This window comes from Stenotrophomonas forensis (genome assembly GCF_028752115.1).
Lineage (GTDB): Bacteria > Pseudomonadota > Gammaproteobacteria > Xanthomonadales > Xanthomonadaceae > Stenotrophomonas > Stenotrophomonas forensis.
In genome coordinates, this window is sequence record NZ_CP082270.1 from 2,864,817 (window position 1) to 2,891,541 (window position 26,725).

Genomic DNA, 26,725 nt, shown 5'->3' on the forward strand with positions numbered 1-26,725 from the left:
ATCCTGATGGGCACGCCCAGCGTGCGGGTGGAAGGGGTCGGGCCTCAGCGCACCGCGCCGTACTGGCGCAGCAGTGCTTCGATGTCGGTGTAGCCGCGTTGCCGCGCATGGGCCAGTGGTGTCACGCCATCGCCGTCGGCGCGCTCGGGATCGGCACCGGCATCGAGCAGCAGCTGCACGATCTGCACATGACGCGGTCCTCCATCGCCGAGCAGGATCGCTTCCAGCAATGCGGTCCAGTGCAGGCGGTTGACATGATCCACCGCAACGCCCGCGCGCAGCAGCGTGCGCACGGTGGCGACGTGGCCGCGCTCGGCGGCCGGAATCAGCGCGGTACCGCCATAGCGGTTGGTGCTGTGCAGATCAGCGCCGTGCGCCAGCGTCATCGCCAGGATTTCGTCCAGGCCACGCGCACCGGCGTACAGGTAGGCACTGTCCTGCAACGCATCCTTGGCATTGACGTCAGCACCCGCCTCGATCAGCTCGCGCGCGGCATCCACGTTGTTGCCATGCGTGGCCAGCAGCAGCGCGGTACGGCCCTGGCCGTCGCGAGCGTCGAGATCGGCGCCCTCTTCCAGCGCCGCGCGCACCGCCTCGCTGTCGCCGCGGGCGGCCGCGTCGCGCAGGCGCGCATCGGGCGAGCCCGCGGTGGCCGAACAGGCAGGAATGGCCATCGCCAGCAGGCACAGCAGCAGCAGGCGCCCCAGCGGAGCGGGCCAGCGACGGCAACGATGGATACGCATCTTCGTTTCTCCTGTTCGGCGGGTCCTGCGGGCGCTGCCGGCACAACCGCAGCGCCCTGCTTGCCGCCCCCCTTTCCTGCATGGTAGAAGTCGCCACTTGCATCCAGAAGTGAAATGTTCAAATGCCAGACAGTGCCAAATCGAATAGAACCCTGTTCGAACTGGACCTGTTGCGGGCGCTGGTGATGGTGGCCGACTGCGGCAGTTTCACCACCGCCGCCACGCGACTGCATTCGACCCAGTCCACGGTCAGCCAGAAGGTGCGCCGCCTGGAGGAACTGGCCGGGCACCGCCTGCTCGAACGCGGCCACCGCGACGTGCATCCCACCGATGCCGGCCACACCCTGCTCGGCTACGCGCGGCGCATGCTCGACCTGAACGAGGAAATGGCCCAGGCGCTGGCCGGCGCCACGGTGGAGACCGCCGTACGCATCGGCGTGCCGGAGGACTTCGTCAACGCGCAGACCACGCGGATGCTGGCGGCCTTCAGCCGTCGCCATCCGCAGGTGAAGCTGGAGATCAGCAGCGGACTGAGCCGCGACCTGGCGCACGGATTCGACCATGGCGAGCTGGACCTGGTGCTGGTCAAACAGCGTCGCAACACGCGTCAGGCCGTGCACTGCCGGCGTGAGCCGATGCATTGGATCGACAGCCTGCGCAGCAGCTGCCTGCAGCTGGATCCGCTGCCGCTGGTCACCTTCCCGCCGCGCGGGCTGTATCGCGACGAGATGATCCACGCCGTGGAAGCGCTGGGCCTGCGCTGGCGCATCGCCTTCACCAGCTCGTCGCTCAGCGGCATCCAGGGCGCGGTGGCCGATGGCATCGGCATCAGCCTGCTGCCCCGACGCGCGGTCATGCGTGAACACCGCATCATCGATGGTGAGCGCGACCTGCCGGTGATCGACAACTACGAGATCGGCCTGCTGCATCGCGCCGATGCCGATGACGCCGTGCGCGCGCTGGCCAGCGAGTTGTGGCGGCAGGTGCAGCGCGAACCGGATTGAGCAGCGTAGATCCGCGCCATGTGTGGATGCGTTTCGCGCATCAGACATCGATATCTGAACAATCCTGCCGCGCCTGGGCGTCACATCGCCAGATACAGTGCCCGCTGTTTCCGTGCTCCGCGGCGCCTCGCCATGTCCGACGAAATTCCCGCCCGCTTCGATCCCCTGCCCGCGGCCCTGCAGACCCATCTGCAACACCAGCGGTCGTTGATCGCTGCACGCGTGGCGGCCGGTTTCCCCAGCCTGCCGGTGCAATGGCCACTGCCAGCCAGCACGCTGCAGCGTGTGGTCGACGCCGGACTGATCGACCGTGACGACGGCGACGGCTGGGAGGCCCTTGGCGTGGCGTTCGGCGACACCCTGGCCCAGCGCGTGCCAGGCCTGGCGTGGATGCAGGTCACCGACGCCTGGGGCATCGATGCGGTGCCGCGCTATGCCGACAGCAGCCTGCAGATCGGCGCCAGTACGCTGCTGCTCAAGCGCGTCGAACAGGGCGAGGTGATCGACATTGCCCACCTGCTGGCGTGGCTGGAGGAGTTCGTCGCGACCCGCGCCGACGATTACGTGTGAGCCGCGCGCCGGATTCGATCGCATCACCCACGCATGGCGTGGATCTACAGCCAGCGGCCGTCCACCACCACGCGGCGTTCCACTGGCACTGCAGCCACCGCCGCCGGGCCATGGTCGGCACGCACCGCGACAAAGGTGGCCGGTAAGCCCTCCGCAAGGCCGTACTGTGGCAGCCCGATCACCTGAGCGGCATGGGTGGTGACCATGTCCAGCGCCAGCATCAGGTCGGCATCGGTGTAGAAGCCGGAGCGGTAGCCCAGCAGCATCGCCCGCTGCAGCAGGTCGCCATTGCCGTACGGCCACCAGCAGTCGCGGATGTTGTCGTTGCCGGCGAACACGCGCACGCCGGCGTCATGTAGCGCACGCAATGGCGGGAACGGGTGGTCGCCCGGTGCATTGCTCATGATGGCTACGCCGGCCGTGGCCAGCGCCTCGCCAACCTGCAGCGCGCGCGCCAGCGGCACTTCACCCAACGAATAGGCATGGCTGACCGCCACCCGGCCCTGCAATCCGGCCGCCCGGGTCCGCGCAGCGATGCGCAGCAGCTGTGCCAGCCCGGTCTCGCCGGGTTCGTGCAGATGGATGTCCAGCCGCACGCCATAGCGCTCGGCCAGGCCGAACAACAGCGCCAGCTGCCCTTCGGCATCGCCGTCGAGGGTGGTCGGGTCGATGCCGCCCAGTACCTCCACGCCCGCGGCAATGGCCTGCTCCAGCACTACGGCGGTGCCTGGGCAGGACATCACCCCGGCCTGCGGGAACGCCACCAGCTGGATGCGCACGATGTCGGCACAGCGCAGCGCCGCCTCGCGCACCGCGTCCAGATGGCGCAGCCCGGTACTGCCATCGATGTCGACGTGGCAGCGCATCGCCACCGTGCCGAAGCCGCTGCACTGGCGGATCAGCGCCTCGGCCCGGTCGACCATCGGTGCCGCGCCCGCCACCGCCGCCTTCTCCACCGCCAGGCGCTCACGCAGGCTGTTCACCGGTTGGTGCGGATGCCAGCGATCACCCACGAAGCTCTTGTCCAGGTGGATATGGCCGTCCACCAGGCCTGGCAGGACGGCAAAGCCGCTCAGATCGACGCTTTCCGCACCTTCGCGCGGCGTGCCTTCTGCGTTCAGGCCGCTGATGCGTCCGTTGCGGATGTGGAAATGCAACGGTGCACCGTCGCGATCCACGCCGCCATGGACGAACTGAAGCGTCATCGGAAACTCCCGCAAAGCCAGGTCATGGCGCCATCCTGCGCCCCCGGCACCCCCATCGGCCAACGAAATATCTGGATGCCATGCATTCATCAGAACGATGAATGCCGCAACGACGGCCGGCCGCTGCCACGCCGTGCACACGCCTGAACGGGTACCATAGGCACCTGTTTCCGCTGTGATGCCGCATGGGCCCGTCCGACCGCCACGATCGTCTCCGCCGCTGGCAGGCCGCGTCCCTGCTTGCCGCCGCCCCGATCGCCAGCCTGTCCGCCACTGATGCCGCCGCCACTGCACCGCTGCAGGCACCGCCTGGACAGCAGCGCATCGCGCCGGCTGCGCTGGTCGAACGGCTGCACCAGCGCGTGCTGTCCGGGCAGAGCGCTACCGCCACCCTGGAGCACTGGTGCGCCGAGCATGGCCTGGCCGAGCAGGCACGGGTGCGTGCGGTGCGCGTGCGCGGCCAGGACAAGCCGGCACCGGCCGACGTGTTGCAGGCGCTGGGCGCGGCGCAATCCGGTACCGCCCTGCGCTACCGCCGCGTGCAGCTGGTCTGTGGCACCCGCGTGTTGTCCGAGGCCGACAACTGGTACCTGCCCGGCCACCTCAGCCCGGCCATGAACGACGTGCTGGACAGCACTGACGAGCCCTTCGGGCGCGTGGTCGGCCCGCTCGGCTTCCAGCGCCAGACCCTGGCCGACCAGACCTTCTGGCCGCCGCGCGGCGAAGGCGATCATGGCGTGATCCTGGAAGTGCGCGCCCTGTTGCGCGACCGCCAGCAGCAGCCTTTCAGCTATGTCATCGAGTCGTACCTGCAGCAGGCGCTGCCCTGAACCGGCGGCGGGCGCAGCGGCACCACACGATGAGTGAAAGGCGAAAGGCCCGGCAATGCCGGGCCTTTCGCTTGCAGCGGGATCAGCGGAACCGGTAGTCCAGCTGCAACCAGTACTGGCGGCCATACGGGTCGTAGTTGCCGACGGGATAGAACGGCCAGCCGCCTCCGTTCCTGTCCGCCGGCGGGCGGCTGTCGCGCAGGTTGTTGACGATCACGCCCACCGACAGGTTCTCACCAAACTGGCGGAACACGCTGGCGTTGTAGGTCATGTACGGACCCATGCGGCCACTGCCATCACTCTTGGGCAGCGAGCCGAAACGGTTGCCATACAGCGTGGTGGTCCAGTCACCCTGGTTCCAGGTGATGCTGCCGTTGGCCTTGCTGCGCCACTGGTAGTCATCCAGCGAATTGCGGATGTCGCGCTCCGGGTCGTCGGAGAACTGCCGGTATGTGTGCTCCAGCACCACGGTGTAGGCCAGGCGCGTGGTGAAGCGGCCATAGCGGCCCGCATCGAAGCGCCAGTTGCCCTTCAGGTCCAGGCCGCGTACCGATTCGGACGCCGCGTTGATCGGGTTGATCAGCACGCGGGTCACCTGGTCCGGTTGCACGGTGGCATTGGAGGGGTTGCGGATCACCCGCGACAGCGCGTCCTGGCACAACGGTGAGCCGATATCACGCGCCTCGCCGCCCAGCGTGCGACCCAGGCGGCAATCGGCCTCGTCGCGCAGGATGCGGCTGGTGTCGAGGCTGGTCACCTCGTTGTCGATGCGGATGTCGTAGTAGTCAGCGCTGAAATCCAGCCCGGCCAGCGGCGACCAGACCACGCCGAAGCCATAGGATTTGGCGGTTTCCGGCTGCAGCTGCGCATTCGCGCGGTTGCTGTAGTCAATCGACAGGCCGTTGTAGTCGCAGTTGTCATACGACTGGCCTGCGGTGCGGCAACGCCAGTAGTCGGTCATGCCCGGGTTGTAGCCACGGGTCTCGGTGGCGAACACGTAGTTCATGTCCGGCGCGCGGAAGCTGGTCGCAGCGGTACCACGGATCAGCAGGCTCTCGATCGGGCGGAACTCCACGCCGAAGCTCCAGGTGGCCTTGCCGAGGTGCTCGCCGCCGGCACGGTACTGGTCGTAGCGACCGGCCAGGGTGGTGGTCAGCGACTTCAGCAACGGCAGTTGCAGTTCAACACCCGCCGCATAGCGGTCGCGCTCGCCACCGGCACCGATGCCGGCGCTGGTGTTCCAGAACTCTCCGCTCCCCAGCCGCGGATCGGGGCGGTTGCGGTAACCCTGGCTGCCGGCCTCGACCACCGCCGCCAGCGCGGCATCACCGCCGGGCAGCGCGAACAGGCGGCCGTTGATGCTGGCGCTGAAGGTCTGCAGCCACGCTGCATTGCGGCTTTCCTGGTAATCGGACAGCCCCTCGTACTCGTTCGGCGTCAGCGGCTTGAACAGGCGTGCCGGGTCCGGTGCATAGACCTCCACGCCATCGCGCACGCCCAGCTTCGGGCCGAGCAGGTATTCGTTGATGCCGGCCAGCAGTACCGGGCGACGGGTACGGTTCTCGTAGCGGGAACGGCTGTAGACCGCTTCATAGTCCCAGTCGCTGTCGCCGATCCGGCCTCGCGCGCCGACGTTGAACGACCACGAGTTTTCCAGGAAGCGGTTGGCGTTGCGCGGCAGGCCACCGATCTCTTCCGGTGCGAAGCGACGGTACCAGCTCTCCAGGTTGCCGGTGGTCTGGTTGTAGAAATAGTTGCGGGCCGACGTCCAGGTGGGCGCGCGGGTGTTGTTGGTGATGCGTGCGCTGCCCACGGCCAGATCGGCGAACAGGTCGGTGGTCTCGTTGACGTGGAAGGTCAGCAGGCCATACCCATTGAGGTTGCGCTTCTCGGTCTGCACGGTCCAGTAACTGGCGGCAGCCTCATTGCTGCCGCAGTACCAGCCCTGGCGCGGGTTGAAGGCACGGAACACACTGCCGCCGTAGATGCCCGACGCCGGGTCGCAGCCGTTCGTACCCGGGTCGATGTTGCGGCCGGTGGCGGCGTTGCGCCGGTAGGCGATGGCGGTGGCCTGCGGCGCCTTGCCGGTCGGGTCATCGTCCAGCGAATCCATGAAGTCGCGCTGGCGCGCGTGGATCGCCTTGCGCACATCGAACTCGAAGCCGAACAGGCCGTCCCAGCGCTCACCGGAACCGCCGCCGACCACCTGTACGCGCTGGTTGTCGCCACCGCCCTGCTGGGTACCGCCAGCGCGCACGTTCACGTCCACGCCCTCGAAGTGGTCCTTGAGGATGATGTTGACGACGCCGGCAATGGCATCGGAGCCGTACACCGCCGATGCACCGGCAGCCAGCACCTCGATGCGCTCGATCAGCGCGCTCGGAATGTTGGCCAGGTTGACCACGTTCACCGAACCTTCGTAGGCCAGTGGGTAGTCGGACTGGCGTCGGCCGTTGACCAGTACCAGCGTGCGGTTCGGGCCCAGCCCCCGCAGATTGATAGTGTTGGCGGCCGGGGTGAACGTGTTGCCGAAGTCTTCGCCCTGCACGTTGCCGGTGTTCTCGGTCAAGGCACTCAATGCATCGAAGGCATTGCGGTAACCCTGCGCATCGATCTGCTCACGGCTGATCACCGTCACCGGCGACGGCCCCTCGACGCTGGCGCGGGGAATGCGCGAGCCGGTGACCTTCACTTCCTGTAACTGGGTGGGTGCGCTTTCCTGCGCGAAGGCCGGCGACGAGACCAGCATCAGGGACGACAGCGCGAGCACCAGCGGACGCGGGCGCAGCGCCTTGTGAGAGGCGGACATGGGCTTCCTGGAGGAGTGGGTGGTGGCACGGGCAGCGGCCATCGGCACATAACGTTCCCGTAACGAAAGTGTCCTGAATGGGCAGTTTCAACGGAAATGACCAGCCCTGATGGACTTATGCCTGAACCGAATCAGACCTGCCGCGGCAGCGATCACGCTTTTGCAACGATTTGAATGGTCTGCCGCTGCGGGCCTCGCCATCGTTGCGGGGATGATCAGCCCATATCCGACCCCCGCCCTCCCCCCGCTACGCCCGGTGCTGCGCCGCCATCTGCTGCAGCTGCAGGTGGCGCCGATCACCCTGCGCCCGTTCCAGCGCACCGATCTGCCGCGCTGGCGCCTGTTCGACGACCGTCGGCAGCGCGGCCGCCACCCCCCGTCCGGCATCGACGAGGAAGCACGCTTCCTCGCCCATATGCATCGCTCACGCCTGGAGCAGGACAACGACCAGCTGCTGCTGGGCGTCTTCGATGACGAACACGGCACGGTGCTGGACCAGCTGCACATCCGCCTGCAATCGCAGGAGGCGCGCTGCGTCGAGCTGCTATCGCTGCAGCACGGGCATCCGCATGTCGACGCCATGCTGCAGGCACTGTGCCCGTTCCTGTTCGACGGCGTCGGCCTGCATCGCCTGTTCGTGATGCTGCCCCCGGACGGCAACACGCCGTTCGCCAACGCGCTGCACGCCTTCGGTTTCAACCTGGAAGGCCTGCTGCGCGACCATCATCTGGACATGGACGGCTGGCAGGATCGCCAGCTGTGGGCACTGACCGCGCCGACGTGGCGCAGCGGCCTGCAGGTGGCGGACTAGCGCACCCGCTCCAGCACATCGCCGGCACCGGTCAGCACCGAGCAAGCGTGGTCCTGCAACTCTTCTCCGCTGGCCTCGTTGCCGGTTTCCGCGTCCACACGGGTGGCCAGCAGGATGAAGCCCGGGCCACCCTGCACCCGGTCACGCCCCGCCACCACCAGACTCCACTGGCCCACATCGTCCACGCCTGCCAGGCCATAGGCCAGCAGGTTGAGCGGATTAGCGGTGAGCTCCGCGCCCGGCAGCAGGCGTGCCTGGTAGCGATGGCCACGCAGCAGCACCGGCAGTGGCGCCCACTCTGTGCCCAGCGCAGCCGCCTGCGCATCGAGGGCCTGCAGCACGTCTGCACGCAGGCAGTCGATGTGGATATGCAGCTGATGCTGCGAGCGCCCATGCGGTGAATTCAGCGCCAGGCTGGCCACGCTGCGCGGCAGCGGTTGGCCCAGGGCCCGCTCGGTATGGCCGCGGGCCTGCCAGGCGGCGGCGAAGTAATTCGGTGCGCCGCGCCGGTACAGGCTGCGGTTCTCGATGCCACTCAGCTTGTCCAGCGGCATCAGCAGGAACTGGTAGTCGCCGTGCGCGTCCTTGACCAGCACATCGCGCCGATCCACCGCCGCCTCCACCTGCAGGCAGTCACCACGCGGGCCTTCGGCCCCGCGGCAGTCACGCTCGATCAACCGCCACAACGCATCGGAGTGGGCCGGCGGTGGCGGAGCACTGGCACAACCAGCCAGCGCGGACAGGGACAACAGCAGCAACAGGCGGGGCACGGCACTCACGTCAGTGGCTCGGCCAACGGCCGCGGCCCGTAGTGTAGCCGCCCTCCCAGCCACGCACCGCGCCGGCGGCATGGAAGCTTTCCTTTGCCCTGCCCGGGATATGCGGGGTCGCGCCGAATCGCTTCCATGGCGATCCCGGCGTTCCGCCGGATCACTGTCCTGGGTCAGTAGGTGCCGTACGACACTTCCACCACCACCGGCTTGCCCGCGTCCTGGGCCGGCTGCAGGGTGAAGCGGTCCAGCGCGCTGCTGTCGTCGCCCAGCGGCGTGCTGCGGAACTGCAGGCGGTAGGTCGACCCGGCCTGCACGCTGCCATCGGGCAGCAGCCGTGCGTTGGCCGGAACCAGCAGCCCACCCAGATCGCTGTAGGCTTCGGGCGCATCACTGAAGCCGTAGTCGACCAGTTCATCGGTACGCCGCATCTCGTAGACCCGGGTCGGCCACGGCCGCGCCGTACTGCGGCCGTTGCGCAGATCGGTCACCCACTGTTCGGGCAGCTGGTAGACCTTGCGCAACGCCGTATCGTCCAGTTCGGCGCTGGCCACCTGCAGGCAACACACCAGCCGCTTGCTTTCGCGGTCGTAGATCGCGAAACGGGCGTCACGGCTCGCCGGCACCGGCAGCAGCGCGAACGGCACATCCCGCAACGCCGGCTCGGCGCCATCGCGCGAGCCCAGGTTGCGCCAGCCACCGAAGGTCGGCTCGGCCGCCTGTGCCGCGGGGGCGGCCAGGCAAAGCGCCACCATCAGCGCGCCGGCCGCGGGTGCGATCCAGTTGTGCATGTTGTTCATCCGTCGATGGCACCAGGCCAATCAGTTTCGTGAGGATGCCATGAAGATGCAGCGGCTGCCATGTGGGGACGGGCAAAGGCGCGGCGGCGCCGGTTCCAGCCCGGCAACGAAGCAGGCATGCCCGCTAATAGGTTCCGAAAGGCACCTCGACCCTCAGGGCTGCACCGCCCCTGGCCGGTTTCAAGGTGTAGGTGTGTACGCCACCATCGCCATCGGCCAGCGAGGTTTCATCGCGCTGCACCGTATAGCGCTCCCCGGCAATCTCCAGCGCATCCGCCCCCACCACCCGCGCATCTGGCGGCAGCAACAGGCCACCCGCTGCGTCGCCCTCTTCCCTGAAGGTATGGCTGCCCATCGCATCCTGCGCCTTCAGCAGCTGGACATGCGGACGATAGGGTGCGGCATCCAGATTCCAGCCATTGGTCAGATCGGTCACCCACGGCCCCGGAATGTGCAAGCGGTCCTGGAGCTCGCTTTCACTCACCTCGGCGCCTTGCACCGACAGGCAACACACCACCCGGCCTGCCCTGGCGTCGTAGATCGCCCAGCGACTTCCCACCGGTGCAGCATGGGGAAGCATGGAGAAATGGAAGTGCCGCACGTAATCACTGTCGGAGACCCGGCGCCACCCGCCCACGTCGGGCGGCTGCGCATGGCAACTCGCCGAAAGCAGTACGCCTGCTGCCGCAAGCGCCGCTCGACTCACGAACCCGGCCATCTTCACCGGTCAGCCGCCCATTGCGGTTCCCAGCTGCTGGAACGCGCCGCCGATGGAGGGGATATTCGCGGGCGGCAGCGTGGCGGGATCGCGGCACTCCTGCGCCCTCCTGCCGGCGACGCTGAAGACCTCGCGATAGCGCAGGTAGCCGTAGGTATTGAGGCGCGGAATGTTCAGCTCCGTCCACTTCATCATGTAGAAGCCGGCCAGCGAATCGTGCATGTAATTGTCGAACAGGTTGGTGCTGACATCAGGCACCGGCGTAGCGTTGAGCACCAGGTCCAGCAGGGTGCTGGTTTCGGCGGGAATGCCTGCGTAGGTGTAGGCCGCAGCGGACGCTCGTGGGGTTGGCTCGAACACCGGACGTCCGGCCTTGCGTCCGGCGTCCATGCGTTTCTGGCTTTCATCCAGCTGGCGGCGGTAAGCCGCCATGTCGCTCTTGCCTTGGGCCAGCTCGGTGACCAGATTGGCAAAGTCGCGCTGCGCGTTGGCCAGATCCACCTGATCCTCTGCATCGGACTGCTTGAAGAACGGCTGCTGTAGCAAGCTCTGTGGGCCGTTGGGCAGGCGCTTGCCCTTCCAGGCCACGTACTGCCGACAATGACCGGTGATCTGCTGTGTGTGTGCGCCTGCAGGCACCCCATGGCCGGTCAGCCAGGCGTTGTAATCGCGGATCAGCTGTGGGTGGCAGCCGAAATGCGTGGCATAGGCCGGGTCCTCGTTGAGTTCGGTGATCGTCTCCATCATGACACCCGCCTTGATGGCTTCGTGATGCATGTCGATCAACGGAATCTGTGACAGCTTGGCCTTGCCGTTCGCTGCGCCCGACACGAAATCCTTGCCCTGGCCGCCGGGCGAGTAGCCACCGCCGACATCGGAATGCATGCCGGGATAAAGCACTTCCTTCCCGCTGGTCGCCAGATCCAGCGGGAAGTTGATGCGCTGCTCATGCAGGGCAGCGAAATGCACGCATTGCCGGGCTTCGGGGTGAATGCTCATCATGTCACCGGCGGCCCAGTCCCATTTGCCCTTGGATACCCGGCTCATGGCAGCAACGCCCACCGATGCTACGGTGTCGAAGATACCCATGAAATTTAGGTAGAGCGGAACACCGGCGATGTTGTAGCCACAGCCGCTGCCCCAGGCCTCGGCGGTTTCATACAGCCGATGCACGAACGCCCGCGCCTGTGCGGCACCGCGCGAGAAACCGAAAACGGACACGTGCACAGAGGTGACGCGACGCTGGTGGCTTTTCACCACGCGCTCGAGGCGTTGCGCGATTCCGGTCAGCATGGCGCGGCGCGTCATACCTTCCAGCAGGCGCGTCTCGCTCATCGAACCGACCAGGATCTTGGCTTCAGCCGGCGTGATCAGATCATTGGATTTGAGGTACTGATGCACCGAGTTGATGACTTGCAGGATCGCCCAATGGATGCGATCGGCACCGTATCGTGCAGCCCCTCCTCCCAGCGTGTCGCCATCCTGGTTGGTATCGCCGACCTCGGAAAATGGCGTCCCCACGCCGGGAACATAGACGCTGAAGAAGCCGTTCTCCGGCTCGGCCAGGTTGGCGTCGTACAAGCGTGCCACGTTGCTGTGGCCGTTGCGTGCAAGCTGGGTGCGGGTGGCGCGTGTCTTGCCGGTGACGAAGGTTCCTTCCCACTCACGGTTGTTGCCGGTGCCATCGAAGTAGATGCTCACATGCACCTGGCCCTGGCATTGCGAACCCTTCTCGCGCAGGCACGCCATCGCCTTCGCCCGCCGCTGTGCCTCAGCGCCGCTCAGGGCCCGCTGTCCGTTGGCGGGCATGGGCTGCGCGCCAGTCGCCGTGCGTTCATTCATGTCCTTGCCTCCTTGTTCCGATGTCCGTCCCTGCCGGATTGCTTGTCCCTGTTGATCCCACCCCGCTTACCATCAGCCAGCGGGCGGGCGCCGGAGGTGCTCCCACACGGGATTTTCCCCCTCACGCAACGGCGCCTCGGGTCCCGTCAACGGATAGTCCGGGTGCCCCAGTATCAGATTGGTCACGAACACCTTGACCTGGCCATTGCGCAGGAAGTGAACAGCGAGACTGCCAACCTCGTCGTACCTGGGGATTGATACCGTCGCCTTCTGGTAGGTTTCCAGATCAGTTGTCCACTCGATCTCCACGTTCAGATCCGGAGTCCATCGGTCAGGAACAACAGCGCAGCAGACCGTGCCGCTTGCCGAGTGACGTCGAGCCGATCCTCCGCTTCCACCATTCACCTGGAACTGCGCAATGGACTGGTCGGTATGGTTGTAGCCCCGCACTCCCACAGGTGTAGAGGTGGGCTGGCCCTTGCAGGCGGCCAGTACCGGCAGCAGAAGCAGCACAACCAGGGCGGACAGCAGCGGAACACGCATAATGTGATGTGTACGCACGAATCGTGGGATCATTTCTTCTTGTCCTTGAGGGTGCAGCAGCGACCCGAGCAGCGCGTCATGGCTGTTGCCTTCTGGTTTCCAGCATCTTTATTCCCGATGTAGTTGCTGACGTCATCATTCGCGCCTGGCCCTCTGATCAGCTTTCGAGGGGGCGCCGAAGGTGCTCCCACACCGGATTCTCGCCTTCGCGCAAGGGCGCTTCAGGGCCGGTCAACGGATAATCGGGATGACCCAGCACCAGACCGGTAACAAAGACCTTGACCTGTCCGTTGCGCAGGAAATGGACCGCCAGGTTTCCGGGCTGGTCGTACTTTGGAACTGCAACAGTCGCCTTCTGGAACGTTTCGAGATCCGTCGTCCATTCGATCTCCACCTTCATATCCGGTGTCCATCGATCAGGCAGCATCGCGCAGCACACCGTTCCGCCTTCCGAGTGGGAATCGGCCGACCCGCCACTGCCGCCGTTCACAAGGAACTGCGCGATGTAGGCATCGGTATGGTTGTAGCCCAGCACAGCCACCGGTGTGGAGGCTGTCCGCCCCTTGCACGCGGCCAGGGCTGGCACCAGGAGCAGCAATACCAAGGCCGCCAGCAGTTGAGTGCGCATCAAACGCATGGTTGTTCCTCTAGTTCAGTGGTGTTGCCGCTTCGGCCGGCAAGGCCGTGGGGGCTTCCCACAATGGAACGCCCATCAACCAGATATCGTCAGGCAAGGCCGACGCCCAATCCGGGAACGAAGCCTCAAAGGCTCTGGCCCCCTGCGAAAACCGGGCCCGCACGGCGGAATGTTCCCGGCATGCGCCTGAGGTGTACAGCGCCAGCAACAGGTACTGCACGTGATCGTCCACCTGGTCCACGCCGTGCGCGATCGTGTCCTGCATATGCTTGACGACGAACGGGTACAGCGAGCGATAAGGCACCCGCTTCATCTCATCGGGAATGACCCGGCGGAGCTGGGCGATGGCCACATCCGGCTCGCACGCGTCCAGCAGGCGCATGTACTGCTGCTGGTCCAGGCGCAATGGCGGAAGCGCAGGCAGACCGGCATCGTCCACCTCGGCCAGCGGCCATTCCTGCAGATCGCCATAGCGATCGAAGTACTGCAGGCGCTGCACGCCCTCCAGCAACGCGGCACGCTGCGCGGGCACCAGCAGTTCCAGCAGCGCAGGCAGGATGCGGGTGTCGTACCAGCGCAACAGCATTTCGCGACCGCCCTTCTCGGGCACCTTGACCAGATGGAAGGTCCTCAGCCGCTTGGCGAGCTCGTCCAGATCCAGCGCACTCCACAGCAGGGTCACGCCCGGCCGCTGCGTCCCCATCTGCCGGATCTCCGCATCCAGCCTGGTGTGCACGGCGGTGTCCTGCCAGGCCACCAGCAAGGGAGCGATATCCAGCAGGCTCGCCTCGGCCGTGCCCTCGAACAGCGAGCGATAGTGCGCGCCCAGGCGCTCCAGCCGCTCATGGAAATGCGGCCGCTGCGCGCTGTCGATCACCGCATAACGATTCATCACACCAGCACTCCCGGCGTGCCCTGGCGCATCGCGTCGAGAATGCAGCTCTTGCAGCTGCTGCGCGGGAACTGGGGAAGCGGATAGCCCTGTTGGGCCGGCCCAACAAATGACTTGCTGCCGGCATGCACGGTGATCGTGCCGGGGCAAGCAATGGTAATGCTGCCGCCGGCAATGGTCAGGCTGGCCCCTCCGGACGTCGCGACGTGGATCGTGTTGGCCGCGGCGAGCTCCACCGGTGCCTGCGCGCTGGCGCCACGCAGCGCACCACGCGACTGGATGCGGACCAGGTCTGCATGCGCCTGGATGTCCAGCGTTTCGCTGCCGGCCACCACGTCAAGTGCCGTCGGAGCGGCGGCGGCCCCTTCAACGACGGATGCCAGCACTCCGATCGCTTGCCCGGCATGAAGCCGCGCCTGCCCCATCGTGATCGCCTCACTGTGACTGCCACTGGCCAGCAGCAGGCCTTCGCCGCTGCTCCAGTGCATGGCTTGACCCGCCACCTGCACAACGCCCTGCGGAGCAGCCATCCCCAGGAGCGGGTCGCCCGAATGCGGCACCCTGCCCTGGCCCGCCTCGGACGCGCGCTCGGCCGCACTGCCCTTTCCTGCGCCGAAATCGTCGCCACCGGTGGTGGTACGCACGCTCGCCAGCAAGCCGGGGACCGGTGACTTGTCGGCCACCATCCTGGAGCGCGCCGCGGCCTTGGCCCCCTCCTGCATCGCCAACGGACTGGTTACATGCGTGCGCGCGGCCTGGGTGAAGCGCTCGCCCAGGGCCTGCAGCTGGGTCAGCAGCGCGGCGGGCTGCACCGCCTCGCCTGCAGGTGCGGTTGATCGATGACCATAGGCGGTGAACCACACGCCCGCCGTCGCCCGCACCGCCCCCCAGGCATCGCTGCGCAGCTCGAAGCCGGTGCCGCGGACGCTGCCGACATAGTTGTCAGCCTGGTGCCGCAGGTGACCCAGCGACAGCTGCGACGCCTGCTGGCTGCTCGCCAACTGCGCACGCAGCTGCTGGTTGGAATCGTCGAACAACAGGTGGTTGCTGCCTTCACCGCCGTCCCATTCGCGCGAGCGGATACCCCAGAGTGCTCCGCCCTGCCGATGCGCCTGGTCGCCCGCGCCTGCTGCGTGCCATGCCGGCGCCTGGCCGCCACTGAGGTTGGCCTGTGCGCTGTGGCGCGCATCACCGGCCTGGCCGTAGGCAGAGACATCGCCCTCGCTGCTGGCACCAGCGGGCGTCGGCGTCACGCCGGCCTCGCCTCGCCCGTTGTACAGCGCCCCCAGCACCAGCGGCCGATCGATATCACCATCCAGGAAGCCGACCAGCACTTCCTGGCCGATCCGCGGCAGGAACTGGCTGCCGACGCCCGGTCCGGCGTAGCGCTGTGCCACGCGCAACCAGGCACTGTCATGGGCACCCTCGCCCTGCCCCTGCTGGAAATGGAAGCGCACGCGCACGCGGCCGTGGCTGTCGGCGTGCAGGTCCTTGCTGTCACTTCCCTGGCCGGCCACCACAACTGCCGTCTGGTACCCGGGCACCGTCGGGCGAGGATTCAGGCGAGCCCCGGTGCCATCCAGCAGCTGGGGTCGCCACGGGGTGGCGCGCGGCACCGCCTCAAATCGATTGCCATAGCCAATCGCCTCAGCCTGCTGCCACAGTGCGGCGTCTGCGCTGTCGCCGGGGGCGACGCCGAGTGCGTCGTCAAGGCTGCGACGCAGGTCGGTGGGCAGGTTGTTGATGCCGGCATGGTCGACCGCGACCAGCAGCAGCTCAGGCGGTGTACCGCCCGGGGCCTGTTGCAACCGCAGCCAGCTTCCCGACTGCAGGCCGCGCACGGTACCGTGCCCTTGCCAGCGTCGACTGTGTGCTTCGCGCGCCTGCGCCTGCAGGCGGGCCTGGCGCGATGCGGCCGCGCCATCGCTGAAGGCATAGGCGCCCACCGCATCGAAATCCTCGCGGGTGGACCCGCTGCCGCCGCCTTCCATCGGCGACTGGCCCGACAGTGCACGCACCTGGCGATAATCATCGCTCTGCAGGCTGACCGTCGTGCTGGCCAGGCTGCGGTGCAGGCCGATGGCCTGCACGCTGTCGCTGGTTTCAGTGGCATCGCTGCGATGGAAGCGCACGCCGGCCCCGGCGCTGGTGGCATCCTCGGGCAGCGCAACGCTGTCGGCAAAGATCTCCAGGCCATTGCCGCAGGGCGCTTCCTCGTCCGGATACAAGCGCCAGCCCAGTCCTTCCTCGGCCAGCAAGCGCTGCAGGAAGTCCAGATCGCTCTCACGGTACTGCACGCAGTAGCTGCGCACACGCTCACCCAGGAAGGCGTCGACGCCTTCGGCCCAGCGCCAGCGTGCGATGTCGGCGTGTGCGGAAAGCACCGCATCGACAATGGCGCGGATGCCTTGCTCCTGGAACACGCGGCTGTGGCGCGCATGCTGCAGCCACCAGGTCCACGACACCAGGTGCAACCGGTAACGCACCAGCCCACCGTCGCCCCCGACCCGCGCGGCGTCGGCCACCAGCCCGCTGCGCTGCCACTGCCCGCCGTCGGCGAGCTGCGTGATCAACGTTGCGCGCGTGGCAGGCAATGCCCCCAGTTCGAGGCCAGCATCAGTGCAGAGCACCTCGACCTCGGTCCATGCGTGTTCGCCCAGCGCGTCACGTCCACGCCAGCGCTCCACGGTGCATCCCGTGAATGCTTCCGACTGCAGACGATACAGGCGCTGCGCATCGCCAAGACCTGCAACCTGCGTCATCAGGTAATTCAGCTGATCCATGCCATTTCCAGAGTGAAGACGCCAGATCCATGCGGAATGGCGTCGGTTTCCAGTTCCCGAATCTACCAGAACAGCGTGTTCGTCAAAATCACGGCGCGTTATTGCGCAACGAACTGCGCTTTGCGTCACATAACCGACGGAATAACGTATTCAGCTACAGGCACTTGCCCGGATCCCGTAATCGCGTTCACATTCAAAGGCTAGAATCGTCCGCAGTCCCCAACGAGACCTGCCATGCTGGATCAGGAAGCCCTGCTGGCCCCGATTTCGGAAAACGCCCCGACCGGTGAAGACCTGTCGTTCTCGGCGGAATTCGATCGGATCATCGAAAACCGTCGTGCCGACGACCCGACCCTGGACCAGGGTGCGTGGCAGACCGACATCAAGTACGCCGACTGGAGCAGCGTGCTGCGCGAGGCCGACAGCCTGCTGCAGACCCGCACCAAGGACCTGCGACTGGCCGGCTGGCTCAGCGAGGCGGCCACCCAGCTGGAAGGCTTCCAGGGCCTGGCTGCTGGCTACCGGGTCACCGCCGGGCTGTGCGACCGCTTTTGGGAAGAGGTCCATCCTCAGGCTCCGGACGGCGACTTCGAAGAACGCATCGGCAACCTCAGTTGGCTGCTGACCAATTCGCTGCAGTGGCTGCGGGCGGTGCCGATCATCGTCGCCCCGCAGGGGCGCTTCAGCCTGACCGATTTCGAGCATGCCCACGCCCGCGCCAACAGTGGCGAGGACGATGACGGCCGGCCCGGCCTGGACATCCTCACTGCCGCCCGCCGCGATACCCAGCACGGGTTCTACCGCCAGCTGGCGGATGACCTGCCCGACTGCAGCCAGGCCCTGGCCGAACTACAGGCGGCAGTGGACAACCGGCTGGGGCTGGACGGCCCCAGCTTCAGCGCCGTACGCGAACAGCTTGAGCATCTGCAGCGCACCGTGCTGCGCTTTGCCCGCGAGGCCGGAGTGTTGCTTGATGGCGAGACCGGGGCGGTGGAAGACCCGTTCAGTGACAGCCATTTCGCCGAAGACGCACCCACGTTCGAGACGACGCCGGCTGCGCCCTCGCGCGGTCCCGCCGGTGCGCCGGGTTCGCGCAAGGAAGCCTTGCAGCAGCTTCGCCAGGTCGCCGAGTTCTTCCGCCGTACCGAGCCGCACAGCCCGGTCGCCTATCTGGCGGAAAAGGCAGCGCGCTGGGGCGAGATGCCGCTGCACGTCTGGCTCAAGCGGGTCATCAAGGACCACGGCACGCTGGAACAGATGGAAGAAATGCTGGACGTCAATCCAGAAGACTGAGCTGCGCGCCACGGCAGGGGAGCCTGACCGGCTCCCCGGGCGCGGTTACTGGATCTTGAACTCGATCCGGCGGTTGCGCGCACGGCCGTCGTTGCTGGTGTTGTCTGCCACCGGCTCATCCGGGCCCTTGCCCAGCACGTCCATGTGACTGCCGGGGATGCCCTTGGACATCATGTAGTTCTTCACCGCCAGCGCACGTGCATGGCTGAGCGTGAGATTGGACTCACGCTGGCCGACATTGTCGGTGTGGCCGATGATCAGGAACCGGCTGTCCGGCATCTGCGCCATCTTCGCCACCATCTCGTCGAGGATGCCCATGCCGAACGGCGTAAGGCGCGCGCTGCCGCTCTGGAATTCAATGATGCGGTTGGCCAGGGTCTGGTCCAGCACGTTCTGCTGCGAGCCCACTTTCAGCGCGTTTGTCACCGTGTAACTGGTGTTGCTGGCCAGGCTCAGGTCACTGGCAACCTGCTGGCGCAGGGCTTCGTTGCCGACTTCACCGGTAATGCGCACCGCCTGGCCATTGACCTCCAGCTTTCCGGGCGACACCCGCTTCAGGCCCGGATTGATCATGCCGGAAACATAGTCGCCCCAGTTCGGCGGCGTGGCGATGGTTTCCACCTGGATGCGGTCGACCACCCGCTCCGCGCCATAGACCGCGCGCAGGTTGTTGAGCAGCTTGGCCTTGGTCGCCTGGTCAGGCACCACGCCTTCGATGACCACCGGACGCTCGCCGGCGGCCGCTGCCGGCGCGTTCTGCGCGGCCAGCGGCGCGGCCACCAGCAGCAGCGGCAGCATGAGATGGAGAGGTTTGCACAGGCGCATCGTCAGGTTCCCAGGAAAGTCTCGCCGAACAGCTTGCGTGCGGTGGCCAGGGCCAGGTCGTCACGGTCGAGGAAGCTGCCGAAGCGGTTGAGGTTGTAGTCGCCGCGCAGGTAGTCGTCCACCCACTCCGAATGCTGGATGCGGATCAGGAAGTCGCCCGCCTCGGCCGGATCCAGCACGGCGCGCAGCACCTGGCGATCAGCGCCGTTGAAGCCGACGATCATGCTTGGCGCAGCGTCGTTGCGGATCAGTACGGCAAGTTCGAAATCGCCGCGTGCGACGAAGCTGGACAGCAGGTCGAGCCAGAACGCCGCCACCAGCGGGCGATAGGCCGGATCGCGTACCAGCGGGAACACCAGCGCCTTGTCGATGTTGACGTCGCCGCCACTGAGCACCGGCTGCAGCAGCAGGCCCAGCGCGGGCAGCACCTGGCGCAGCGCCACGTCGCCGTGGCCGGACTCGCGCAGGCGCTGCTCCAGGTCGGCCACCGTGGTGTTCTCGAGGAAATCCTGGAAGCTGCCGTTGTAGTCACCCGGGTCGGTGCTGATGCTGAAACGGGCATCGGCCAGCTGTGCCAGCGCCTGTGCTGCGTCGCTGTCCTGGTAGGCCTGGCGTGCGAGCCTGGCCAGGCCCGACCAGGCGTTGGACATCGCCAACGGACTGCGGCCGATGAACGGCAACGGCTCGGGCGCATCCAGGCGCAACGCCGACAGCAGCGGGAAGCGCCGCTCGGACGCGTCGCGGCTGGCCAGGAAGTGGCCGCACAGCACCATCTTGCTGCGCGAACCGAGGAAGGCATAGTGGATCTCGGGCGCTTCGTCGTAGCGCTGCTTCCAGTCCGGGCTCTGGCTCAGCAGTTCCAGGCTCTCGCCGGCCCAGCGGTCAAGCCAGCCCAGCAGCTGGTGGTTGTCGGCCGCGCGGACGAAATCGCCGCGCGAGGGGACCTTGCCGAAATAGGACACGCCCGCGCTGACCACCCGGCTCATCGGGCGCCTCCAGCGGCCGGAGCCGGCGTCGCTGCCGGCGCAGCAGCGGGTGCCGCCTGCGCAGCGGGCTCGCCACCGGCAACGCGTTCGGGCAACTGCAGCCCGCGCTGCCAGTCACCTCCGCCCTGTGCGGCCTCACCGGCACGACGGACGATGCGCATCTCCACCGGCACCGACACACCGTTGCCCGTCCAGGTGATGCGGCTGGAGTCATCCAGGCGCTCGACCTGGCCCGCCCCCATCAAGCGGTTGACGCCGTTCGAACCTGGCGCACTGAACACTTCCACCGTCCTGCCATCGCCGGTCACCGCGGTGATCTTCACGCCCGGCACCTGGCCGACGTTCGGGTACTGCATGGTCGTCCACTGCGGTGGCGTGTTGCGATAGCGCAGCACCTGGCCGTCGATCTCGATGGTGTATTCCAGCGCGCCGGCCGCCGGTGCCGGCAGGATCTCGAAGATCGTGGTGTCCTGCGCCGCACCGGCCGCCGAACCACTCACCCAGTTGCCGTAGTTGGCCACCAGTTCGGCCGACAGGTTCACGCCCTGCCCGGCCCAGCGGCGGGTCTCCAGCAGCGGGCCACGCTGGATCACCAGCGTACCCAGTGCCTCCTTGTTGAAGGCCGCGATGCTGCCACTGGCGCCGAAGATGCCGGCAATGTCGCTCGGCGCCGCATCGACGTCGGAGTTCAGGTTGAACGGGTACTGCTGGCCGATGCGTGCCTTGAAGGGATCATAGACCTGTGCCTTCCAGGTCTTGTTGACTTCATTCTCGGTCGGCGCGATCAACGTGCCGAAGGTCTGGGTCAGCGGGCGCAGCAGCAGCGGACGCAGCGCTTCACGCTGCTTCTCGTCCAGCCCGGTCAGCACCTGCTCATCGACCAGCGCCAGGCCCACGCTCAGTTCGGAACCTTCGTTGCTGAAGGTGTCCTGCATCAGCTTGCGGGTAGCGACCCCGATCTCGCCCTGGCTCTTGATCGCGTTCAGACGCGCGCGCAGCTTGGCCAGCGTGTCGAAGTAGGCCGTGATCACGGCCGGCTGGTCACCGCGCTCGCTGGTCAAGCGCGCAATGCCCTCGAACGCCTTGCCGATCGGGCCGACCGGCTGTGCCGCAGCCGCGGCGGCCGGGTCCTTGCGCAGGATGGTGCGCTGGAACCAGGCGACGAAGCCCTTGCGCGCCTTGCTGGAGCGGGCCAGCGCCTGCGGGTTGTCCCACACGGTCTCTTCGTTGATGCGCTCCAGCAGCACGCGCAGTGGCGAATTGCTGGCATCGCCCAGCTTGTTGATGCGTGCCACCGCCTCGTCGAAGGTGCTGAACTCCGCCACGCTCAGGCCCTGCAGGAACCGGGTCCACTCGCGGGCATAGTCGTTCTTGTACAGGTTCACCAGCTCGCGCGAGACATGCTCCGGGCTGCCGGCCAGCGACAGGTCGCTCTGCTCGGTGGTCCCCAGCACCCAGTCGGTGGTGCTCAGCTGCGTGTTGGCCGCTTCCTTGATCGCATCCTGCACGTACTCTTCCCACGCCTTGCGCGAGAACGCACCGGAAATGGCGTAGTTGCCATTGATCATGCGGCCGTTGCGCTCGACGCCGATCAGGCTGTCGACCGTGGTGGTGGTGAAGCGCGCACCGGCACGGGCCTTGATCTGCGCGTACACGCGCTCCATCGCCGGCTGGCCCTTCATCACCTGGCCCAGTGCCTGGCGCGTGTCGGACACCAGGGTGACCTTGTTCTGCACCTGCGGCCAGCTCGGCTGGCCCGCCTGCGCCACGTAGAAGGTCATCAGCTTCTCAGCCGCGCGGACCATTTCCTCGCGGCTCATCTGCCCGCGGTTGGCTTCCAGCCAGGTGCGCCAGAACAGGGTCAGCTGCTGCGACAGGTGCGCACCCTCCACATACTTGGGGTTGCCCAGCATCAGGTAGGTCTTGAGCGCGTTGTAGGCATCGTTGGTGCTGGTCGGCGACGCGTTCTGGTACAGCACCTCGCTCTCGGCAGCGCTGCTGGTGCCCTGCCCCAGCTTGTCGCGCTCGGCGACCACCTGGCCCAGATAGTTCTCCAGGTTCGATACGGTCGGCGCCAGCATCACCTGCTGCATGCCGTGGTTGTACTCGCGCAGCAGCTTCTCGCGGATGGCCGTGCCCTGGTACAGGCCCAGATGGGTGGTGATGCCCCCCTCCTTGCCATAGCGGTCCAGCTGCTCCATGCGGTCCTGCAGCAGCAGCAACGCATCGATACGTGACTTCAGGTCCATGCGGTCCTTCTGCACGCGCACAGCCTGGTCCAGGTCCTTCGTGGCATTGGCCACCAGCTGCGCGTTGGTGGTGTACGACCACGTCCACAGGCCCAGCGCGAGGGCCAGCACGCCCACCGCGCCCAGGAACACGCCATAGCGCAGGCGGTTCTGGTGCGGGCTGGAATACTGCCGCACCAGTTCCTTGTCGGCAAAGATGACCTTGCGGAACAGGTCCTTCAGGAAGAACGCGGTATGCCCGGTCGGCGCCTCGTCCACGTTCGAGCCGCGCTCCAGGTTGAACTGGCGGCCGACGCGCTCGGAGGCGTGGTGAACCGAGCGCCCTTCCTGCAGCGCGCTGGAGAAGTAGAAGCCGCGGAACACCGGCTTGAACTGGTAGGGGTTGTCTTCGAACAGGGTGGCGATGAAGGTGCGCAGCGCCGGCTTGATGCCGACGAACTCCAGCGGCAGCGACAGCAGGCCCGGCGAGACCTCACGGCCACGCTGCATCGCCATGTGGGTCAGGCTCATTTCCTTGATGCCTTCGGCCAGTTCATCGAAATGACTGTCGAAGGCGGCCAGCGCGTCACCCTGCTGCTGCACGTCGAACGGCAGCGTCGCGCCCCACACATGCTCGCGCTCGCCCGGGTCGAGATTGCGGAAGAACTCGCTGAACCCGGCGATCAGGTCGGCCTTGGTGAACAGCACGTACACCGGCGCGAATACTTCCAGGCGCTCGGTGATTTCCTGCACGCGCTGGCGCAGGTTCTTGGCCAGTTCGATGGCGAACTCCGGCTTGCTGCCGGACAGTTCGGCCAGGCTGGCGGCAATGATCACGCCATTGATCGGTGCACGCGGGCGGTTCTTCTTCAGCAGGCCGAGGAAGGTCAGCCACTCCAGCCGGTCCTCGACGCTGACCGAGTAACGGCCGGCGGTGTCGAGCACGATGCCGTTGGTGGTGAAGTACCAGTCGCAGTTACGGGTACCGCCGATGCCCTGCACGACATTGCCGCGGTTGTCCTCGAACGGGAACTGCAGGCCCGAATTGAGGATCGCGGTGCTCTTGCCGGCCGCCGGGTTGCCGATGATCACGTACCAGGGCAGTTCGTACAGCGCGGCGTTGCCCTTCAGCACCCCCATCCGCGAGGACTTGATCTGCTTGACCGCATCCATCATGCGCGTACGCAGCGCTTCGGTATCGGCGCGCTGTGCCGGCTGCGCGCTGGCTACCGCCTTGTCCGCCTCGTCCTTGACCATTGCCTCCACGCGCTTGGCGGCGCGCCGGGCAAGCATCCGCTTGACGACCCAGACCAGCAGCGCCAGCACCAGCAGGCCGGCCAGCACGATGGCGACCCAGATGCCGATCTGCCGTGCCTCGGCCTCGCCGTAGTGGGCCAGCGCAGCGGCACCGACCAGGCCGATCACCATCCACAGACGGTAGTCGCGCAGGTAGTAGCTGAAATTGCTCAAACTCATGCAGGGATCCAGGGGTCAGGGAGCGGACGGCGCCTCGGCCGTCAGCGTCGGGGAAGGAAGAGGATCGACCAGCCCGAACAGGCGCTGCTGGTTGTCGGCGACACCGAGCAGCAGCACAGGTTCGCTCTGGCGCTGAAGCTGCGCGTGGGCCAGCGCCAGCTGGGCCAGCGGCAGCGCCGGGCCCAGTTCGCCGGCGCTGATGGCCAGCGCCAGGCTCTGCGGACTGAAATCGAGATCGGGTGCCAGGGTGGCAGCGATGGCAGCGGCATCCACCATCAGGTCGCCCCGGTGGTCAGCGTCGTGCAGTACGAACTGGGCCTGGGCGCCATCGGTCGCCAGTGATGCATGCCACTGGGTGGCGAGCGCCGCCAGCTGCCGACGCTGTTCTGCCGGGCGCTGCCCCTCGACCTGCTCGGCACTGACCAGCTGGGGTCGCCACAGCCGGGCGTCGCCTTCACGTGCAGCAGCCTGGCTGGCCAGCAACACGCCCGCTGCGCCTTCACCGGGTACGTGGCCATCGGTGCGCTGCGCCGTCGCCAGCACCCCGGCCGACTGCCAGGCCGAGACGATGCCGGCATCGATGCTGGACGCGGCCGCCAACAGCAGGTGCCAGCGTGGCGTCGGCGACGACGCCAGCGCATCGATGACCCGTTGCACATGCGGCCACACCTCGCGCGCGCCATCCAGCACGGCAATGCGCACGTCGAAGCGGCGCGCATCGAGGCCGGCATTACGCGCCTGTTGCTGCAGCCACTCCTGTACCCACGGGCGCAAACCATCGGACCAGCTGCCCGGCACCAGCAATTCGAGGGTGAGGACATTCTCAACGCGCTGCTCATCGCGGCGGCGCAGGCCGGCCACCACCACCTCTTCGGAGGCTTCGATCTCCGGCAGGGCCGTGAAGGCGGCCTCCAGCAGGCGTTCCAGCACCGGCCGCAGCAGCGCCAGTGCACGCCGTTCGTGCGCGGCGGTATCGATACCGTCCTGGCGCACCTGCAGGACTTCGAATTCGTCCAGATCAGGTGCTGCGCTCATCCGCACCGGCAGGTTGTAGTTGTCGCGGAAACGCCCGTCGAGCACCGGGCGCGGTGGCGCCGCCGCAGCCGCCAGCAGGGCCTGCGCATCGAGGTCCATGCCCAGGCGCAGGTGGCCGGCCAGCAACGCAACGGCAGGCACGCCCGACGGGGCGCCAGCGACACTCTCGCGTTCGGCCGGGGCCGGGCCGGAACGATCCTCACCGGCTTTCTGCAACGCCACATCGGCGCCGCGCCGCGCGGCGTTGCGCAGCATGAAGCCGGCACCACTCAGCCCCACCGGCAGCAGCCCCAGATAGGCCAGCATCTGCATGCCGGTCGGTACCGTGCCGCTGTTGCGCCAGTAAAGAATCGTCGCGCCCCAGGTGGCGATGAAGACCATCACCACCGACGCTGCCTTGCCCAGCCATCCCGCCATCAGTTGCCGTGCTCCATGCGCTGCTCCCGTCGACCGCGTCGTTCAGCGCAGGCCAGTGGTGGCCTGTGACGCCATCAGCGTCGCTCCGCACGCCGTGCGGTCGCCATCGCGCGCCACCGGCTGACCATCGATCACGACGGTTGCGTCACCACTGACAATCGAGGTTGCGCCATGCACGGCGCAGACTGCACGGTCGCCCACCCGGGCCACCGCCTTGCCATTGATATCGGTCTGGCCGGTGCCTGCCACCACGCTGCCTCCGTGGCTGAGCTTGTCACCGACGACGATAAACGGTCGTGCCATCCATCATGCTCCTTGATCCTGTGTGACCTGGCGCTCCATCGCCCCCTGTTCCCCGGCGACCCAGATCATCGCGGTAACCATACCAGCACCGCCATGCGGTTATCACCCTTGGCGTGACAGTTCTTCACGCTTGGCCGCACGGGCCGCGCGGCAACGCGCTGTCATTTCCACGTGAACATAATCCTTGATGCTGCGCCAGTTTCCACCCCAGTCCAGGCCTGCCTGTTCAGCCAGCTCGCCGTACAGGAAGTAACCACGCTTGGTCCACTCGTCGTTCATGTCCCACTGCAGCTTGCCATCCCGGATCGGCGCACTGTCCACGCCCAGCCCATATTGATGGCAGCTCTGCCAGGCGCCGGCACGTGTCGCCTTGCCTCCGGCCATCAACTCGGCCTGCCGCTGCGGACTGCGGTAACCCTCGATCAGCACCATCTCGTAACCGTACTGGCGGCGCATCACCTCATAGATGGCCAGCACGCGCTGCTGCAGGTCGGCATCGATCTGATCCCACTTGCGGTCTGCCGTCACAATTTCAGGCCGCAGGCGGCGCACCTCGGCGGTGGTGAAGACTTCCGGTGGTGGCGGCGGCGGCGGGGTCAGGCGCTCCCCCCGCAGCAGCTGGGCGACCATCGAACTCGACTCCGCCAGATCATCGCCGCGAAAATCTTCGAGCACCACCGTCTGACGTGTGATCAATATCACAGTTGGAGGAATCAGCAGCGCCGCTGCCGCAATCGCCATAATCGGCCAATGCCGCCGAAGGGCACTGTGCGCAGCGCCGGCTTCTTCACGAACCCCACTGCGCACCCGGGTAACACCATGACCGACTTTATCGCCCACCCGACCCGCCTTGCGACGGAATCCGCCCAAGCGGCGCGACAGTGCCTGGCGCAGCGATTCCACGGTCTCGGGAAACAGCAACACCCAGCACACCGCCGCCACAAGTGCGACAACGGCAATGGCAGCAACCACGATTGGCAACACCGGTCCTCCTTGACTCGTAATCTGGTTGACGCCCCACCGCCTTTCACTAAGAATGCGGAAATTCGCTTCGGCAGATGCCGAGTCAAACCAAGGGCTGGATGCACTTGAATAATGGCGGAATCAATCGGCCAAGTCTGCTCTCAGGGGGAGCGCAGGCGAAGGGCCAGGCCCCGAATTCGGGCCGTATTCTGGCAGACATGGAGGGCCGGCAGGCAACCGCG

22 protein-coding genes are annotated in these 26,725 nt (G+C 66.8%); 5 read left to right on the forward strand and 17 right to left on the reverse strand.

Annotation, left to right across the window (positions count from 1 at the left end):
* Positions 1–44: 44 nt before the first annotated feature.
* Positions 45–743, reverse strand: a complete 699-nt coding sequence (locus K5L94_RS13350; protein WP_053450013.1) for an ankyrin repeat domain-containing protein — start codon at positions 741–743, stop codon at positions 45–47.
* 122 nt (positions 744–865) lie between these two features.
* On the opposite strand from K5L94_RS13350, the gene K5L94_RS13355 reads away from it, so the two are divergent.
* The gene (locus tag K5L94_RS13355) at positions 866–1,747 is read left to right on the forward strand and encodes a LysR substrate-binding domain-containing protein (RefSeq protein WP_053450014.1); all 882 of its coding nucleotides are present in this window, start codon (positions 866–868) and stop codon (positions 1,745–1,747) included.
* Between the two features lie 132 nt (positions 1,748–1,879).
* Positions 1,880–2,317 (forward strand): DUF3806 domain-containing protein, encoded by a 438-nt coding sequence (locus K5L94_RS13360; RefSeq protein WP_274510640.1) that lies wholly within the window; start codon positions 1,880–1,882, stop codon positions 2,315–2,317.
* 44 nt (positions 2,318–2,361) lie between these two features.
* On the opposite strand, the gene K5L94_RS13365 is transcribed toward K5L94_RS13360, so the two are convergent.
* The gene (locus tag K5L94_RS13365) at positions 2,362–3,522 is read right to left on the reverse strand and encodes an amidohydrolase family protein (RefSeq protein ID WP_053450016.1); all 1,161 of its coding nucleotides are present in this window, start codon (positions 3,520–3,522) and stop codon (positions 2,362–2,364) included.
* 185 nt (positions 3,523–3,707) lie between these two features.
* Between K5L94_RS13365 and K5L94_RS13370 the strand changes: the two genes are divergently transcribed.
* Positions 3,708–4,352: a hypothetical protein gene (locus K5L94_RS13370; RefSeq protein ID WP_164240422.1), complete on the forward strand. Its 645-nt coding sequence runs from the start codon at positions 3,708–3,710 to the stop codon at positions 4,350–4,352.
* Between the two features lie 82 nt (positions 4,353–4,434).
* Here the strand turns inward: K5L94_RS13370 and K5L94_RS13375 are convergent, their stop codons facing one another.
* Positions 4,435–7,161, reverse strand: coding sequence for a TonB-dependent receptor plug domain-containing protein (locus K5L94_RS13375; RefSeq protein WP_274510641.1), 2,727 nt, complete (start codon positions 7,159–7,161; stop codon positions 4,435–4,437).
* A 211-nt stretch (positions 7,162–7,372) separates the two neighbouring features.
* Between K5L94_RS13375 and K5L94_RS13380 the strand changes: the two genes are divergently transcribed.
* Complete coding sequence (locus K5L94_RS13380; protein WP_274510642.1) at positions 7,373–7,972, forward strand: GNAT family N-acetyltransferase; 600 nt, start codon at positions 7,373–7,375, stop codon at positions 7,970–7,972.
* Here the strand turns inward: K5L94_RS13380 and K5L94_RS13385 are convergent.
* The 8 genes from K5L94_RS13385 to K5L94_RS13420 all read right to left on the reverse strand — a co-directional run bounded on the left by K5L94_RS13385 (position 7,969) and on the right by K5L94_RS13420 (position 16,957).
* On the reverse strand, positions 7,969–8,742 hold the full coding sequence (locus K5L94_RS13385; RefSeq protein ID WP_274512632.1) for a CDP-diacylglycerol diphosphatase: 774 nt from the start codon (positions 8,740–8,742) through the stop codon (positions 7,969–7,971). The two genes, K5L94_RS13380 and K5L94_RS13385, sit on opposite strands and share 4 nt — an antisense overlap.
* Before the next feature lie 173 nt (positions 8,743–8,915).
* Positions 8,916–9,533, reverse strand: a complete 618-nt coding sequence (locus K5L94_RS13390; RefSeq protein WP_197564058.1) for a decarboxylase — start codon at positions 9,531–9,533, stop codon at positions 8,916–8,918.
* A gap of 133 nt (positions 9,534–9,666) precedes the next feature.
* Complete coding sequence (locus K5L94_RS13395) at positions 9,667–10,260, reverse strand: hypothetical protein (RefSeq protein ID WP_274510643.1); 594 nt, start codon at positions 10,258–10,260, stop codon at positions 9,667–9,669.
* A gap of 9 nt (positions 10,261–10,269) precedes the next feature.
* Positions 10,270–11,841 (reverse strand): T6SS phospholipase effector Tle1-like catalytic domain-containing protein, encoded by a 1,572-nt coding sequence (locus K5L94_RS13400; protein ID WP_337999984.1) that lies wholly within the window; start codon positions 11,839–11,841, stop codon positions 10,270–10,272.
* A 333-nt stretch (positions 11,842–12,174) separates the two neighbouring features.
* Complete coding sequence (locus tag K5L94_RS13405) at positions 12,175–12,678, reverse strand: DUF3304 domain-containing protein (protein WP_274510644.1); 504 nt, start codon at positions 12,676–12,678, stop codon at positions 12,175–12,177.
* A gap of 124 nt (positions 12,679–12,802) precedes the next feature.
* Entirely contained in the window at positions 12,803–13,282 is a 480-nt protein-coding gene (locus K5L94_RS13410) for a DUF3304 domain-containing protein (protein WP_274510645.1), read from the reverse strand.
* A gap of 10 nt (positions 13,283–13,292) precedes the next feature.
* Positions 13,293–14,174 carry a DUF4123 domain-containing protein gene (locus K5L94_RS13415; protein WP_274510646.1) on the reverse strand — a complete coding sequence of 294 codons (882 nt, stop codon included), beginning with the start codon at positions 14,172–14,174 and terminating at the stop codon, positions 13,293–13,295.
* Complete coding sequence (locus tag K5L94_RS13420; RefSeq protein WP_053450023.1) at positions 14,174–16,957, reverse strand: type VI secretion system Vgr family protein; 2,784 nt, start codon at positions 16,955–16,957, stop codon at positions 14,174–14,176. Before K5L94_RS13420 ends, K5L94_RS13415 begins: the two co-directional genes overlap by 1 nt.
* 234 nt (positions 16,958–17,191) lie before the next feature.
* On the opposite strand from K5L94_RS13420, the gene tssA reads away from it, so the two are divergent.
* On the forward strand, positions 17,192–18,250 hold the full coding sequence (tssA, locus tag K5L94_RS13425) for a type VI secretion system protein TssA (protein WP_053450024.1): 1,059 nt from the start codon (positions 17,192–17,194) through the stop codon (positions 18,248–18,250).
* A gap of 45 nt (positions 18,251–18,295) precedes the next feature.
* Here tssA and K5L94_RS13430 read toward each other — a convergent pair whose 3' ends face one another.
* The 6 genes from K5L94_RS13430 to K5L94_RS13455 all read right to left on the reverse strand — a co-directional run bounded on the left by K5L94_RS13430 (position 18,296) and on the right by K5L94_RS13455 (position 26,504).
* Complete coding sequence (locus K5L94_RS13430; protein ID WP_053450025.1) at positions 18,296–19,075, reverse strand: OmpA family protein; 780 nt, start codon at positions 19,073–19,075, stop codon at positions 18,296–18,298.
* A gap of 2 nt (positions 19,076–19,077) precedes the next feature.
* On the reverse strand, positions 19,078–20,061 hold the full coding sequence (gene tagF / locus K5L94_RS13435) for a type VI secretion system-associated protein TagF (RefSeq protein ID WP_006451227.1): 984 nt from the start codon (positions 20,059–20,061) through the stop codon (positions 19,078–19,080).
* Positions 20,058–23,765 (reverse strand): type VI secretion system membrane subunit TssM, encoded by a 3,708-nt coding sequence (gene tssM / locus K5L94_RS13440; protein ID WP_008267670.1) that lies wholly within the window; start codon positions 23,763–23,765, stop codon positions 20,058–20,060. The genes tagF and tssM overlap by 4 nt, the downstream gene beginning before the upstream one ends.
* Positions 23,766–23,780: 15 nt before the next feature.
* Positions 23,781–25,217 carry a hypothetical protein gene (locus tag K5L94_RS13445; RefSeq protein ID WP_274510647.1) on the reverse strand — a complete coding sequence of 479 codons (1,437 nt, stop codon included), beginning with the start codon at positions 25,215–25,217 and terminating at the stop codon, positions 23,781–23,783.
* A 42-nt stretch (positions 25,218–25,259) separates the two neighbouring features.
* Positions 25,260–25,520 (reverse strand): PAAR domain-containing protein, encoded by a 261-nt coding sequence (locus K5L94_RS13450; RefSeq protein ID WP_006451293.1) that lies wholly within the window; start codon positions 25,518–25,520, stop codon positions 25,260–25,262.
* 102 nt (positions 25,521–25,622) lie between these two features.
* Entirely contained in the window at positions 25,623–26,504 is an 882-nt protein-coding gene (locus tag K5L94_RS13455; protein WP_239510805.1) for a M15 family metallopeptidase, read from the reverse strand.
* Between the last annotated feature and the right edge of the window lie 221 nt (positions 26,505–26,725).

Excerpts from the sequence above, each read along its gene's own strand:
- K5L94_RS13350 (WP_053450013.1), bottom strand. The coding sequence starts at position 743 with ATGCGTATCCATCGTTGCCGTCGCTGGCCCGCTCCGCTGGGGCGCCTG.
- K5L94_RS13355 (WP_053450014.1), top strand. The coding sequence starts at position 866 with ATGCCAGACAGTGCCAAATCGAATAGAACCCTGTTCGAACTGGACCTG.
- K5L94_RS13360 (WP_274510640.1), top strand. The coding sequence starts at position 1,880 with ATGTCCGACGAAATTCCCGCCCGCTTCGATCCCCTGCCCGCGGCCCTG.
- K5L94_RS13365 (WP_053450016.1), bottom strand. The coding sequence starts at position 3,522 with ATGACGCTTCAGTTCGTCCATGGCGGCGTGGATCGCGACGGTGCACCG.
- K5L94_RS13370 (WP_164240422.1), top strand. The coding sequence starts at position 3,708 with ATGGGCCCGTCCGACCGCCACGATCGTCTCCGCCGCTGGCAGGCCGCG.
- K5L94_RS13375 (WP_274510641.1), bottom strand. The coding sequence starts at position 7,161 with ATGTCCGCCTCTCACAAGGCGCTGCGCCCGCGTCCGCTGGTGCTCGCG.
- K5L94_RS13380 (WP_274510642.1), top strand. The coding sequence starts at position 7,373 with ATGATCAGCCCATATCCGACCCCCGCCCTCCCCCCGCTACGCCCGGTG.
- K5L94_RS13390 (WP_197564058.1), bottom strand. The coding sequence starts at position 9,533 with ATGCACAACTGGATCGCACCCGCGGCCGGCGCGCTGATGGTGGCGCTT.
- K5L94_RS13395 (WP_274510643.1), bottom strand. The coding sequence starts at position 10,260 with ATGGCCGGGTTCGTGAGTCGAGCGGCGCTTGCGGCAGCAGGCGTACTG.
- K5L94_RS13405 (WP_274510644.1), bottom strand. The coding sequence starts at position 12,678 with ATGATCCCACGATTCGTGCGTACACATCACATTATGCGTGTTCCGCTG.
- K5L94_RS13410 (WP_274510645.1), bottom strand. The coding sequence starts at position 13,282 with ATGCGTTTGATGCGCACTCAACTGCTGGCGGCCTTGGTATTGCTGCTC.
- K5L94_RS13415 (WP_274510646.1), bottom strand. The coding sequence starts at position 14,174 with ATGAATCGTTATGCGGTGATCGACAGCGCGCAGCGGCCGCATTTCCAT.
- K5L94_RS13420 (WP_053450023.1), bottom strand. The coding sequence starts at position 16,957 with ATGGATCAGCTGAATTACCTGATGACGCAGGTTGCAGGTCTTGGCGAT.
- tssA (WP_053450024.1), top strand. The coding sequence starts at position 17,192 with ATGCTGGATCAGGAAGCCCTGCTGGCCCCGATTTCGGAAAACGCCCCG.
- K5L94_RS13430 (WP_053450025.1), bottom strand. The coding sequence starts at position 19,075 with ATGCGCCTGTGCAAACCTCTCCATCTCATGCTGCCGCTGCTGCTGGTG.
- tagF (WP_006451227.1), bottom strand. The coding sequence starts at position 20,061 with ATGAGCCGGGTGGTCAGCGCGGGCGTGTCCTATTTCGGCAAGGTCCCC.
- tssM (WP_008267670.1), bottom strand. The coding sequence starts at position 23,765 with ATGAGTTTGAGCAATTTCAGCTACTACCTGCGCGACTACCGTCTGTGG.
- K5L94_RS13445 (WP_274510647.1), bottom strand. The coding sequence starts at position 25,217 with ATGGCGGGATGGCTGGGCAAGGCAGCGTCGGTGGTGATGGTCTTCATC.
- K5L94_RS13450 (WP_006451293.1), bottom strand. The coding sequence starts at position 25,520 with ATGGCACGACCGTTTATCGTCGTCGGTGACAAGCTCAGCCACGGAGGC.